Annotated in this window: 16 protein-coding genes; 8 read left to right on the forward strand and 8 right to left on the reverse strand. The window is 50.1% G+C overall.

Annotated features, from left to right (window positions below):
- Positions 1–72 precede the first annotated feature (72 nt).
- The gene (gene ompC / locus N1249_RS10995) at positions 73–1,200 is read left to right on the forward strand and encodes a porin OmpC (protein ID WP_014070307.1); all 1,128 of its coding nucleotides are present in this window, start codon (positions 73–75) and stop codon (positions 1,198–1,200) included.
- A gap of 8 nt (positions 1,201–1,208) precedes the next feature.
- Here the strand turns inward: ompC and tam are convergent, their stop codons facing one another.
- Both tam and N1249_RS11005 read right to left on the reverse strand, forming a co-directional pair.
- Positions 1,209–1,967 carry a trans-aconitate 2-methyltransferase gene (gene tam, locus N1249_RS11000; protein ID WP_259837762.1) on the reverse strand — a complete coding sequence of 253 codons (759 nt, stop codon included), beginning with the start codon at positions 1,965–1,967 and terminating at the stop codon, positions 1,209–1,211.
- An 82-nt stretch (positions 1,968–2,049) separates the two neighbouring features.
- Positions 2,050–2,634 (reverse strand): GDP-mannose pyrophosphatase, encoded by a 585-nt coding sequence (locus N1249_RS11005; RefSeq protein WP_259837764.1) that lies wholly within the window; start codon positions 2,632–2,634, stop codon positions 2,050–2,052.
- 87 nt (positions 2,635–2,721) lie between these two features.
- Between N1249_RS11005 and N1249_RS11010 the strand changes: the two genes are divergently transcribed.
- Positions 2,722–3,495, forward strand: a complete 774-nt coding sequence (locus tag N1249_RS11010; RefSeq protein ID WP_259837766.1) for a DeoR/GlpR family DNA-binding transcription regulator — start codon at positions 2,722–2,724, stop codon at positions 3,493–3,495.
- Here the strand turns inward: N1249_RS11010 and N1249_RS11015 are convergent.
- Positions 3,467–3,955 (reverse strand): ATP-binding protein, encoded by a 489-nt coding sequence (locus N1249_RS11015; protein ID WP_259837768.1) that lies wholly within the window; start codon positions 3,953–3,955, stop codon positions 3,467–3,469. The genes N1249_RS11010 and N1249_RS11015 overlap by 29 nt on opposite strands.
- A gap of 101 nt (positions 3,956–4,056) precedes the next feature.
- Between N1249_RS11015 and N1249_RS11020 the strand changes: the two genes are divergently transcribed.
- Together N1249_RS11020 and N1249_RS11025 are read left to right on the forward strand one after the other, a co-directional pair.
- A complete protein-coding gene (locus N1249_RS11020; protein WP_259837770.1) occupies positions 4,057–4,410 on the forward strand; it encodes a hypothetical protein in 354 nt (117 codons plus the stop codon).
- 141 nt (positions 4,411–4,551) lie between these two features.
- On the forward strand, positions 4,552–5,844 hold the full coding sequence (locus N1249_RS11025; protein ID WP_259837773.1) for a glycoside hydrolase family 28 protein: 1,293 nt from the start codon (positions 4,552–4,554) through the stop codon (positions 5,842–5,844).
- Between the two features lie 21 nt (positions 5,845–5,865).
- On the opposite strand, the gene N1249_RS11030 is transcribed toward N1249_RS11025, so the two are convergent.
- Entirely contained in the window at positions 5,866–6,855 is a 990-nt protein-coding gene (locus N1249_RS11030) for a zinc-dependent alcohol dehydrogenase family protein (protein ID WP_259837775.1), read from the reverse strand.
- Positions 6,856–6,971: 116 nt separating this feature from the next.
- Positions 6,972–7,874, reverse strand: coding sequence for a LysR family transcriptional regulator (locus tag N1249_RS11035; protein ID WP_259837777.1), 903 nt, complete (start codon positions 7,872–7,874; stop codon positions 6,972–6,974).
- 208 nt (positions 7,875–8,082) lie between these two features.
- Between N1249_RS11035 and hipB the strand changes: the two genes are divergently transcribed.
- Both hipB and N1249_RS11045 read left to right on the forward strand, forming a co-directional pair.
- The gene (gene hipB, locus N1249_RS11040; protein ID WP_409193167.1) at positions 8,083–8,340 is read left to right on the forward strand and encodes a type II toxin-antitoxin system antitoxin HipB; all 258 of its coding nucleotides are present in this window, start codon (positions 8,083–8,085) and stop codon (positions 8,338–8,340) included.
- Positions 8,340–9,665, forward strand: a complete 1,326-nt coding sequence (locus tag N1249_RS11045; RefSeq protein ID WP_259837781.1) for a type II toxin-antitoxin system HipA family toxin — start codon at positions 8,340–8,342, stop codon at positions 9,663–9,665. Before hipB ends, N1249_RS11045 begins: the two co-directional genes overlap by 1 nt.
- 37 nt (positions 9,666–9,702) lie before the next feature.
- Here N1249_RS11045 and N1249_RS11050 read toward each other — a convergent pair whose 3' ends face one another.
- The 3 genes from N1249_RS11050 to N1249_RS11060 form a co-directional block, all read right to left on the reverse strand.
- Positions 9,703–10,065, reverse strand: coding sequence for a DUF4406 domain-containing protein (locus N1249_RS11050; RefSeq protein ID WP_259837783.1), 363 nt, complete (start codon positions 10,063–10,065; stop codon positions 9,703–9,705).
- 186 nt (positions 10,066–10,251) lie between these two features.
- Entirely contained in the window at positions 10,252–11,133 is an 882-nt protein-coding gene (locus N1249_RS11055; protein ID WP_259837785.1) for an SDR family oxidoreductase, read from the reverse strand.
- 66 nt (positions 11,134–11,199) lie between these two features.
- Positions 11,200–11,589, reverse strand: coding sequence for a YdeI family stress tolerance OB fold protein (locus N1249_RS11060; RefSeq protein ID WP_259837787.1), 390 nt, complete (start codon positions 11,587–11,589; stop codon positions 11,200–11,202).
- Positions 11,590–11,728: 139 nt separating this feature from the next.
- Here N1249_RS11060 and N1249_RS11065 point away from each other — a divergent pair, with 139 nt between their 5' ends.
- Positions 11,729–12,232: a hypothetical protein gene (locus N1249_RS11065; RefSeq protein WP_259837789.1), complete on the forward strand. Its 504-nt coding sequence runs from the start codon at positions 11,729–11,731 to the stop codon at positions 12,230–12,232.
- Positions 12,233–12,241: 9 nt separating this feature from the next.
- Complete coding sequence (locus N1249_RS11070; RefSeq protein ID WP_259837792.1) at positions 12,242–12,703, forward strand: DUF421 domain-containing protein; 462 nt, start codon at positions 12,242–12,244, stop codon at positions 12,701–12,703.
- Positions 12,704–12,873: the final 170 nt, after the last annotated feature.

The raw sequence follows: 12,873 nt of genomic DNA on the forward strand, positions 1-12,873 counted from the left end.
AACTATATTGCCCTGCAACTGCTTTTGCCGTTGCAACAAATATAATAAGTGGCATATGACAGGGTATATAAAATGAAAATTAATCAACTGAGCGTGCTGATTGGCGCGGCGCTGCTCGCAACAACCGCACACGCAGCCGAAATTTATAATAAAGACGGTAATAAACTGGATCTGTATGGGTTAGTTTCTGCCGAACATTATTTCTCCGATAATGACAGCAGTGACTGGAATGGCGACCAGACCTATATGCGTCTTGGTTTCCGTGGTGAAACCCAGGTTAACGATCAAATCACCGGCTATGGCCAGTGGCAGATGCATATTAATGCTAACGGTGCGGAATCAGAAAGCAACAACCCACGTACCCGTTACGCGTTCGCTGGCCTGAAGGTGAAAGATTACGGCTCCATCGATTACGGCCGTAACAAGGGCGTGCTGTACGATTCCCTTGGCTATACCGACATGCAGCCTGAGTTCGATGGCATGACCTATGGCTCAGACCAGTTCATGTTTAGCCGTGCCAACGGTCTGCTGACCTACCGTAATACCGATTTCTTCGGTGCCGTCGATGGTCTGGATTTTGCCCTGCAATATCAGGGTAAAAATGACGGTGGCGGCGAGCCTGGCGTGCGTGACGTGTTACGCCAGAATGGTGATGGTTTTGGCGCATCTATTACTTATGATATTGGCGCTGGTTTCAGTATTGCCGGTTCCATGATGAGTGCTGACCGCTCTAACGAGCAAAATAACACCAGCGGTATTATGGGGCAGGGTAAACGCGCGGAAGCTTATTCCGGTGCTATTAAATATGATGCCAATAATATCTATCTGGCCGCTATGTTTACTCAGGCATATAACGCATCTCGCTTTGGTTCGCATTCCAGCGACAGCGCCTATGGTTATGCGAATAAATCGCAAATCATGGAATTTTACGCGGGTTATCAATTTGATTTCGGTCTGCAACCATTTGTGGCGTATGACGTCCTGAAAGGTAAAAACCTGGGCAAAGCAGCCACAGGAAATACTTATGGTGACGAAGATCTGATCAAATATGTTGATTTCGGTGCAACGTATAACTTCAACAAAAACATTAATGTGTTTGTTGATTATATGGTTAACCTCGTCGATGAAGATAAATTTACCCGTGAAGCCGGGATCAACACCGACGATGTTGTTGCTGTAGGCGTCGTTTATCAGTTCTGATAAACGCCTCAGGGCACACGTTTAGCGACAATAAACAGTCGCGGAAAAGCCAGCAGTATCTGCCCGTTTTCCTGGAGCGGATACTGCTCTTCCAGCAGCTGATGGTAACGCTTCAGGAAATTCTTCTGCTCACTCTCGTTTAACTCCTGCAACCACGGGCGCAATCCGGTGGCGCTAACCCAGTCAATAATCGCCTGGTGCGAACTCATTTTGTGGAAGTAGGTTGTCCGCCAGATATCCACCTCACACCCGGCATCGCTCAAAATATCGTAATACGCATGTACACCCGGTAAGGGTTCACGCCCACGGTCAGGGTAACCTTGTTCGTATGCCACTTCGCGCATCGAGACGTGCGTCGGTTCAAGCCAGTTATCAGGCATCTGAATCGCCAGAACACCGTTTAAACGCAGCAGCGAAACGAGGTGCGATAACAGCGTGTAATGGTCCGGGATCCACTGCAAAGACGCATTGGCGTAAATCAGGCTCAGCGGCTGAGCGGATTTATAGTGCCGGATGTCAGATTCAACAAAATGGCATTCAGGCAGGGCGTTACGTGCTTCTTCCAGCATTGCTGGCGAATTATCCACGCCGGTAATGTCGGCCGTAGGCCAGCGTTGTTTTAACAACGCCGTGCTATTACCCGGCCCGCAACCGAGATCAACGATTGTCGTCACATCGTCAAGGGGGACTCTGGCGAGTAGCTCAGCGGCGGGGCGTGTGCGTTCTGCTCCGTATTGCAGATAAAGCGAAGGGTTCCAGTCGGCCATTTGCGCATCTCCTGTTTTATTCTTCAGCAAGAATAGCATAGGCAGATACCTGCACGGCGGCAGGTATCTGTACTGCGCGATGTTATAAAATGCCTTTCAGGGCAACGTGGTAGAGCAGCATAATGGTTTTACCATCGACGATAAGCCCGGTTTCGATTCCGCGTAACGCCTCTTCAAGCGTCAGCTCCAGTACTTCGATATCTTCACCTTCTGCTTTTATACCGCCACCAGCACTTGCCCGGTCGCGGGGCTGATACTCAGCAAGATAGAAATAGAGTTTCTCAGTAACCGATCCCGGGCTCATGTACGCCTCGAAAACCTTCTGCACGCGGGACACACGAAAGCCGGTCTCTTCCTCTGCTTCGGCTTTGATTCTGCTTTCAGGATCCATGTTGTCCAGAAGCCCTGCCGCAGATTCAATCAGATAGCCATTATGTCCATTGATAAACACCGGGAAGCGGAACTGGCGGGTCAGGATCACCGTTTTTTTATCGCGGTTGTAGAGTAGGATCGTTGCGCCATTTCCCCGGTCATAGACTTCGCGCTGCTGTCTTTGCCATTCACCGTCGTGGCGTTGCAGGTCAAATGTGTATTTTTTCAGGATGTACCAGTTATCGGACAACGTCTTTGTTTCGATAATGCGTATTTCTGCATGTTTGGTATGCACGATTGTATCTCCTCGCGTTGAGCTGTTATCATAATCAGCATAACCACGCACTTTCAAGATAAAACGTGCAATATCAGGAAGACAACGATGCTAACCAGCCAGCGAAAGCAATTGATCCTTGAAAAACTCGGTGCGGAGGGGCAGGTTCTCTCAAGGGAACTGAGCCTCCATTTTGATGTGTCCGAAGATACCATCCGCCGCGACCTGCGCGAGCTGGCCGCAGAAGGGCGTCTGCAGCGCGTTCACGGTGGCGCACTACCATCATCCTCCGCAATTGCACCGTTTGCTGAACGTAAGACACTGAAAATTGACTCTAAAAAGAGTGTCGCCCGAAAAGGGGCGCAGCTGATTTCGGCGGGGCAAGTGGTAATTGTGGATGGCGGAACAACCACCTCTGAACTGCTGACTTTTTTACCGCAGGATCTGCGCATTACCGTAGTAACGCACAGCCCGGGGATTGCGCTGGGTCTGGTCGATCATCCGTGTATTGAGGTTATCCTGATTGGCGGGCGGCTGTATAAACACTCTATTGTTACCGTGGGCGCCGCAGCCATTGAGGGCATCGGAAACATTCATGCCGATCTGTTCTTTATGGGCGTCACCGGTATTCACCCGGAAGCTGGCCTGACGACGGGTGATTATGAAGAAGCGTGCATCAAACGTGCATTTTCCGGCAGGGCGGCGGAAACCATCGTGCTGGCTTCGCCCGAGAAAATTAATACTGCATCGTCTTTTGTGATTGGCGATCTGTCGCTTATCAACACCGTCGTGGTGGAAAGCGACACCGATAAGACCTGGATGAAGGCGGTCAGGGAAAAGGGCGTTTCCGTGATTACGACGGCTGATCCTGATAACGAATGATGTTGAATCCTTCCTGTTCTTCCGGGGCGACAAAGTAACCGGTGATCAGGTCGAATTGCTCATCGGTGGCCGCAAAATCATGCTCGCCAGAGGCATTTCTGGCGCGCAATCGCGCTTTACAGATATCGTCTGCCACATCCAGAAAATGCAGTTGATGCGGAACCCCGGATTCACGGATAACCGTCATCATCCACTGGCGGTTAGCAACCGTGTTTGCGGGGAAATCGAGCACCACTGAGACTCCCGCTTTCAGTAACGCCACAAGATGCGGCGTGAGTGCCAGGCGTAATTTCCCCGCGCAACGGACATAATCGGCCACGCTTGTCATCTGGTCGGCATAAAGCGCTGCAAGCCAGGTGTCCTCACTTATCACTACCGTGCCAGGCGTTTCGCTCAGGCTCGCGGCCAGCGTGGATTTTCCACTGGCGATTTTCCCGCAAAGAAGGTGCAGTGTTGACATAATATGCTCCGCTATTGACATGAAAATTCAGGATAACGTGACTACGCTTAGGTGGAAACAGCCAAAAACGGTGAGCAGATTTTACGCTTAAGGAACAGACCATGTTTCAGAAGATGTGTGTAGCAACCCTGGCATGTTTTGCCGTGGTGAGTTGCTCGTCTCAGGGTTATCTATCCCCTCAGGAAAAGAAATACCAGCGGGTTGATGCGGCGGCGCATCAGTGTTCTGAAGAGGTTAAAGAGAAAACGATCGACCTGGTGGCGAAGGGGAAGTCAACCAACAGCCGCTGGACGACGGTGAAATATGTTCTTCCGCCAGATGAGGGCTTCACCACCCAGCGGGTACGCGTTGTTGAATACCGAACATCCACGATTTTAGATAATGGCGACCCGGGGCGAGCATGGAAGGCGTGTATGCACAGTAAAGATGCTCTGGTGCCAGAGCTCGCTTTCTGACCGGGGCTCGCGTTCACCGTTCCTGTCATTGAAATCATTACCGTATTTTTGCCAGCTTTCACCGTTGGGTGTCGGTGACAAAAAGGTTATGCCTGTGGCTGCTACGTATACTCATGATTTTTATCCGAATCAGGAAATAACATGACGGAACGTAATGTGTGTGATTTTGGGGCAGATCCCAGCGGGCGACAGATATCAACGGCCGCCATTCAGCGGGCAATTGCCGGGACGGGTCACAACGGTACCCTGGTGATCCCGGCAGGTCGTTTCCTTACCGGCTCCCTTTTTCTGAAAAGTGGAATGACCCTGCACCTGGAGGCTGGCGCACAGCTTCTTGGCAGCCAGCACCTGGATGACTATCCGCTGATTGATACCCGCGTGGCGGGCATTGATATGCGCTGGCCTGCGGCGATGATCAATATTATTGATTGCCACGATGTCACTATCACCGGCAGCGGCACAATCGACGGCCAGGGGCTTGTCTGGTGGCAACGCTTCTGGGGAGATGATGAGCGCAGTGGCATGTTGGGCGATTACAGCACCAGAGGCCTGCGATGGGTGGTGGATTATGACTGCCAGCGACCGCGTAACATTCTGGTATATGAAAGCGAGCGCATCACGCTGCGTGATTTCACCAGCCGCGAGTCGGGCTTCTGGAATGTGCATCTCTGTTATTCACGCCATATAGCGCTCGACAGCGTTCAGATAAGCAATTCAGCAGGGCCAAGCACCGACGGCATTGATATCGATTCCTGCGAACAGGTACGGGTGGAGCGCTGTGTGGTCTCCTGCAATGACGACAATATTTGTATCAAAGCGGGGCGAGGACAGGAGGCGGCGTCAAAAGCCCGCAGCGCACGGGATATTGTCATCCATGACTGCACGCTGAACAGTGGTTCCGGTATTACCCTTGGCAGTGAAACCTCTGGCGGGATTGAACGGGTGTTGATTGAACATAATCGTTTCAACGGCACGGGCGTGGGGTTTCGCATTAAATCTGCCCGTAATCGCGGCGGCTTTATTCGCGATATCAAGGTTCGCCATCTGCAACTCGTTGATGTGCGTTTCCTGGTGATGATCCAGCTGAACTGGTTTGCACAATACAGCTATGGCGAGCGGGGAAATCTGGCGGATAAACCCGACCACTGGCGCAAACTGGCGGACGATGTTCAGGGAGAGGCTGGCCTGACTCACGTCAGCAATCTGACGCTGGAAAATATCTCTGCGCGCCGCTCAGAAAGCAGCGTATTTTCCCGCGCATTCTTTATTGAGGGCTATCCAGACCGACCAATTTCGGCGTTAACGCTGGCATCCGTTGTGATAGACGCCAGCGAGTTCGGCAAAATATCCGGCGTGGATGGCCTGGTGTTACGCGATGTGCAGGTGACAGCCACCGACACCACGCAGGATGTTAACGACACTTATGAACGATAACCACGACCAGCATAAACGGGCTTAAAGCGTCACGATAATTTTGCCGGTCTGGTTATTCGATTCCATATAACGGTGTGCCTGTACGATGTCATCGAACGGAAATACCGTATCAATGACGGGTTTTAATCTCCCGGAACGCAGCCCGTCGTAGACAAAAGCTTTTGCTCTGGCCATTTTTTCCGGGTTTGTGGTGATTTCAAACAGTTCGTAACCCCGGAAGAGAAGGTGTTTCCCCAGAATATCCATCACCGGGATCGACAGATTACGTTCGTCCAGCGCGCCGTACTGGAAATACACGCCGTCTTTCGCCATTCCGCAGGCCAGTTTTGCCACGTCAGGGCCACCGACCGGATCAAACACAATATTCACCCCTGCGCCGTGAGTCAGCTTGTTCAGTTCTTCGGTAACGTCCTGCTCGGTGGTGGCAATCACCGCCGACGCGCCCGCATTCATCAGCAGCGCATTTTTACTGCGGGTACGTGAAAGTGCTATCGGATTAGCCCCGACCATATTTGCGATTTGCATGGCGGCAATGCCCACGCTGCTTGATGCTGCACCAATCGCGACATATTGCCCGGCCTGCAAATTGCCGTACTCAATCAGCGCGCCGTAAGCAGTAACAAACATCATCCAGCTGGCTGCGGCCTCTTCGAAGGAGAGATTATCAGGGTGTTTTACCACGGCATGAACGGGGGCATTTACCCGCTCGCCGTACATGCCATATTCGCTGAACATAAAAGAGGGAATAACGCTGACGCGATCGCCCGGGGCAAAATCCGTGACGCCAGTGCCCACGGCTTCGACAATCCCGGCGGCTTCGTATCCCAGGCGGGCAGGGAACTGCGGCTCAATTACGTATTGTCCGGTGCGATACATCACTTCGGCCCGGTTAATACCGATGGCTTTCACGCGGATTTGTACTTCATGACTTGCTGGCGCGGCGACCGTCATATGAGTGATTTCCAGCACGTCTGGCGCACCGGTACGATTAAAAGTGACAACTTTAGACATAGTAAACCCCACGATAAAACGAGTTAATGATTCGATGGGGTTACTGTAAGAGGTTGTCCGTGAAGGATAAAGCACCACCCGGGCACCTCAGTGTTGCCTTTAAATTACCAATCGTATCAGCCCTGATAGCGGGAAAAGACGTCACTGAACCAGTCAATAAAGACCCTGACTTTAGGCGGTAAATAGCGCCTGTCCGGGAACAACACCGACACGTCTTTTGGGGCGCAGGGGTACTGCGACAGAACCGGGACCAGCACCCCGGAGGCGATATGTGGAGCAAGCGCAACACTAATGCCCTGGATCAAGCCCAGCCCATTAAGCGCCGAGGTCAGAAAGGTATCTGAATTATCCACCAGAATGCTGCTTTTGACTTTCTGGTTAACTACTTTGCCCTCAACAATAAATTGCCAGTCCATCACTTCACGGCTGTTTCGGCTGAAAAAATTGACAGCTTTATGATCCTGGAGTTGGTCCAGCGTCTGAGGTTGACCATATTTTTCCAGATAGGAAGGAGCGGCACAGGTCATCAGCTGCACACTACCCAGACGGCGGGAAATAAAGCTTGAGTCTTCCAGTTTTCCCAGGCGAATAACGCAGTCGATCCCTTCCGACAGGAAATCGATTTTGCGATCTGTTGAGGTCAAAACAATATCAATATCGGGATAGCGTTGCTGAAAATCACCCAACGCAGGGATCAGCATGGTATGAGTGAGTGCCAGGGGCGAATCCACCCTTAATCGCCCGCGCGGGTGCTGCCCGGACGAGTAGGACGCCATCAGTTCGGCGGCTTCGTTTAACAGGAGTTTTGACCTTTCGTAAAATGCGTGCCCCTCGTCAGTCAGCTGGAGCTTTCGGGTTGTCCGGTGCAATAACTTTACCCCCAGCTCGCTTTCCAGCCGGGTGATCGCTTTACTGATGGATGGCCGGTGTGTTTGTAACTGTTCGGCCGCGCGGGTAAAGCTGTTTAGCTCAACTACCCGGACAAATATATCCATATATTCAAGCATGTTAGGGCGCATATCCTGATCTCGTCGTCATGGTAACGTTGCTCTTTGATTGTATCAGACGGGAAAGTGAGATGAACGGGTTGATTTATCCCCGCCAAGGGATAAACACGGTATTATCCCTTGGCGGGGATATAAAGTTGACAATATCCCTTGTAAGGGATAATACTGACGATATCCCTTCAAGGGGGTAAACCGCGGGCGTGAACAGATGAAACCACCAATGATTTATAGTCCGGTCCAGCTGGCGAATACCATGAGACTGGTGCGTCAGAAAAATAACTGGACGCAAAGCGACCTGGCCAAAAGAATCGGCATTAAACAGGCCACCATCTCGAATTTTGAAAACAATCCGGATAACACCACGCTGACAACGTTCTTCAGGATCTTGCAATCCCTTGAAATGACCATGGCATTGTATGAAAAAGACGATACGGCGTCGGGGTCAGACAATAACAACCAACAGGGCCTGGACTGGTAATGCCAAAACTAGTGACGTGGATGAATAACGAACGGGTCGGCGAACTGACAAAGCTGACTAACGGAGCCCATACGTTTAAATATGCCAATGAATGGCTACTGAACCGGTATGCCAGGCCATTGTCGTTATCGCTTCCGCTGCAATTTGGTGAAATTACCTCTGATGCGGTGTTCAATTTCTTTGACAACCTGCTCCCGGATAGCCCGGCGGTACGGGATCGTATTGTTAAGCGCTACCACGCCCGTTCCAGGCAACCCTTTGATTTACTGGCAGAGGTAGGGCGTGACAGCGTTGGCGCGGTGACGTTATTACCCGCAAATGAAAACAGTACGACACCGGAAATGACATGGGAGACACTGAGCGAAGAGAAGCTCGAGACGGTGCTGACGGCTTATCAGTCAGACATTCCATTGGGGATGATTAATGAGGAAAATGATTTCCGCATTTCCGTTGCTGGCGCTCAGGAAAAAACGGCGCTCCTTAAAGCCGGTGACGACTGGTGTATTCCGAAAGGGATCACGCCTACCACGCATATCATCAAGCTGCCGATTGGCGAGATTAAACAGCCTAATGCCACGCTGGATTTGAGCGACAGTGTGGATAATGAATACTTCTGTTTGCAGCTGGCCAGAGCGCTGAGATTTGATGTGCCGAATGCAGAAATCATCAGAGCGGGCAGGGTGCGGGCACTTGCCGTCGAGCGTTTTGACCGTCGCTGGAACGCAAGCCGCTCAGTTTTATTGCGATTACCGCAGGAAGATATGTGTCAGACTTTTGGGCTTCCTTCGTCCGTGAAGTATGAGTCTGATGGCGGCCCCGGTATTCCACACATCATGGCATTTTTACTGGGCTCCAGCGAAGCGCTTACCGATCGTTATAATTTCATGAAATTCCAGCTATTTCAGTGGATAACGGGGGCAACAGATGGACATGCCAAGAACTTCTCGATATTCATCCAGCCTGGCGGAAGTTATCGACTGACCCCGTTCTACGACATCATTTCGGCGTTTCCTGTGCTGGGCGGCGCCGGGATCCACATCAGCGATCTGAAACTGGCCATGAGCCTGAATGCCTCAAAAGGCCGTAAAAACGATATTGACAAGATCTATCCGAGACATTTTATGGCGACAGCCAGGGCCGTCAGGTTTCCTGAAAACCAGATGACCGGGATAATGCAGGAATTTATCGACCATGTGCCGCAGGCGCTGGATACGGTGATGAGTTCTTTACCCACGGACTTTTCGCAAAAGGTCGCGACCTCGATATACAAGAATGTGCTCAGACTGCATGGCCGGCTGAGTAAAAGTGCAGGGGGCTCAACCTGAAACCTGCCTGAAAATACAGGCAGGTTTGTGACTATCCTCAGGCCTGAGGAATGCTGTCGAGGGATGTGTACACCGCTAATCCCAGTTTCTGCGCCACTTCAATATCCAAATCAGCCCCTCTGGATCCACCGGCAATGCGATAAATGGCATCGCATTTGGCAATGAGCCGGTGAGCAACGGGGTAAAGCATCTCCTCACTGATTTCATCACCTACAAACTGAGATCCCGCCGCTTTTGCCAGCGGCAGAGCCAGCCACTCACCAATAACCGGAACATGCCCGCGCTGGTAAACCGCCAGTGCGGCATTTTCCAGCCTGGCGAGATTCTCATCGATGCGTGCCTGTACGCCGTCAGTTCCGCTGCGGTAAGGGCCGGCGATTAAGATCAGTTGTTGTGTCATACATACCTCATTCTTTGTTGTACGTTCTGCAAACCTGGTTAACTGTCCCTCTGCATGAGATTGCACGGTTTGACATGTGTTTGCACGTTTTAAAATGAAGAATGCATGGTAATACGCACTATCGTGCACTTTCAAGCGAATTTGTGCATATTGACAATACGCAGGACTTAACGGGATAGAGCAGCGCTACAGTACGCCATCGCCCCCGTCAGAACACCAGACTTGCCCTGATGCATACGAGCATTCATCCGAGGCCAGCGTCACATACAACGGTGCAATCTCAACAGGCTGTCCCGGACGGCCCAGCGGCGTGTCTTTCCCGAACTGTTTTACTTTTTCCTGCGGCTGTCCGCCACTGGATTGCAATACTGTCCAGTAAGGACCCGGTGCAACAGCATTAACCCGTATCCCTTTCGGCCCAAGCTGCTTAGCCAGTGCTTTAGTGAACACGGCCAGGCAGGCTTTGGTCTGAGCGTAGTCCAGCAACAAGGCACTCGGTTTTGCTGCCTGTACAGAGGAGGTGTTAATTATGGCGGCGGGGGCTTTCAGGTGCCGGAGTGCGGCTTTGGTTATCCAGAAAGGAGCATAGACATTGGTTTTGAAAGTCGCGTCGAAATCTTCGGTGGAGAGATCTTCAATCGATTCGCAATATTGCTGGCGGCCAGCGTTATTAATCAGAATATCCAGCCCTCCCAGTTTATTGACAGCATCTTCTACCAGATTTTGACAAAACTGTTCGTCCCGTACATCGCCAGGAAGAGCGACGGCAATCTGACCTTCCGCTTTTATCAGCGCAATGACCTCATGCGCATCTTTCTCTTCTTCCGGCAGATAATTGATGGCGACATCTGCGCCTTCACGGGCATAGGCAATGGCCACAGCGCGGCCAATCCCGGAATCACCGCCGGTGATAAGGGCCTTTTTGCCGGCAAGGCGACCATGGCCTTTATACGTTTTCTCTCCGTGATCGGGAAGTGGCTGCATTTCAGAAGCCAGCCCAGGAGGAGTTTGTCGCTGTTCAGGGAAAGGGGGTTGCTTAGCGTTCGTACGGTGTTGAATATCACTCATAACTGACTCCTTAAAGGTAAGGGGTGAGAATTGATGGATACTGGCAGCGTTAACACTTCGCTGAATTTACTTTTGCATATGATCGACCCGAACGACAGCCGGAGAGGATTTTTTATCAAGCGAACCATTAATACTGATCATCTGGTCAGGTTTTACGGTTCTACCATCAAATACGGCCTGTGGAATAATAACGTCGATTTTTCCTGTTTTATCCTGAAAAACATACTTATCGCCGCTACCATCAATTAGATTTCCGCGCAATGAAATAGTTGCACCATCATGCATTTCTTTGGCCTGATTAATGGTCATGATTCGCGCATCATCCGTGCCTCGATAACCGCTATCCAGTGCATGTGGCGGTGGAGGTGCTTCACCCTTTTGTAACCCTCCATTATTATCGGCAAGAGCGGCAGGGGCCATAAATATCAAAAATACTGAAAAAAGTGATAATTTCATCTGGTATCCTTCATTTCCGGTAACTTGACTTATTAAGTATTATTGCTATTCCTTTATGTGGCAAATGTGATAAGTCTTAAAAATATTGTCCTTATAAATCAAAAGACTTCAAATAATAAGCGATACGGTAATAACCATCATGAATCGTAAAAATGAAAAGGTTTCTGGTGTCAATGAAAACTATCACTTACTGAAATTTGAATATATATTTCGACAAGTGGGGTTTGTTATCTTACTGGCTATTATCGTTGCTGCGCTTGTGGGTCTTTTTTCTCAAGGGGTAGTCAGTAGTGCCGAAAAAATAAATGCAACAAAATCAGTGAGACTCGACTACGAGCGCTTTGGTCGTCGCCAGACAGAATCAAGAATGCAACTCAATTTTCTGGTTAAAGCGGCAGGAAAATCCACCATCAGCTTAACCGCAGAAAATAGCAATGCCTATGAACCTGGTAGCGTCTGGCCACAACCGGACAGTATGTACAGTCACGGAGGAACGCTGTATATGGTCTACGATGAGCTGAAAAAGGGAGATAGCATCTCTGTCTGGATATTCATTACACCTTCCAGAGCAGGAAAATGGAACAACGTTATCCGAGTAAACAACGAGCCGGGAATTCAATTCTGGCAATTTATTTACCCTTAGGAGGCCGGTATGGATATGGTCTTTCGTGCACTGGCTATTTACCTGTTTTTGATGGTGGTATTTAAAATTGCTGGACGACGAGCGTTACTTCAGATGACCAGCTTTGATCTTATTCTGCTCCTGATTATCAGTGAAGCAACGCAACAAGCGTTGCTGGGTGAAGATTTTTCGGTTACGGGGGCAATGATAACAATCACCACTCTGGTGGTGGTGGATATTATATTTGGGTTGATGAAAAAATATATCTCTCCTGTAGAAGATATTCTTGATGGCTCGCCCGTTATTTTGGTTGAAAATGGTAAACCGTTAATTGATAAGCTTAAGAAAGTAGATGTGTCATGTGATGATATTCTGGTGTCCGCTCGTCAAAACAATGGCATAACAGAGTTTGCAAAAATTAAGTATGCCATTCTCGAGCGTAACGGCCATATCTCAATAATTCCGTTTGGAAATGAAGAAGCACCAGTTTAAAAAACCACACCGTAATACATTCAGAGAGTTGGCAACAGAATGCCGCTCTCTTCATAAGATATCTCAGTAGTCTCCCGTCCCTGACACAGTTGATTTAATGAACAGCCATTTCTGCCAGTCAACATAACCCCTCGCCAAAAAATTTTAACCAGTTGAATTTTAAGTAATTA

The organism is Enterobacter sp. CP102 (genome assembly GCF_025152625.1).
Lineage (GTDB): Bacteria > Pseudomonadota > Gammaproteobacteria > Enterobacterales > Enterobacteriaceae > Enterobacter > Enterobacter soli.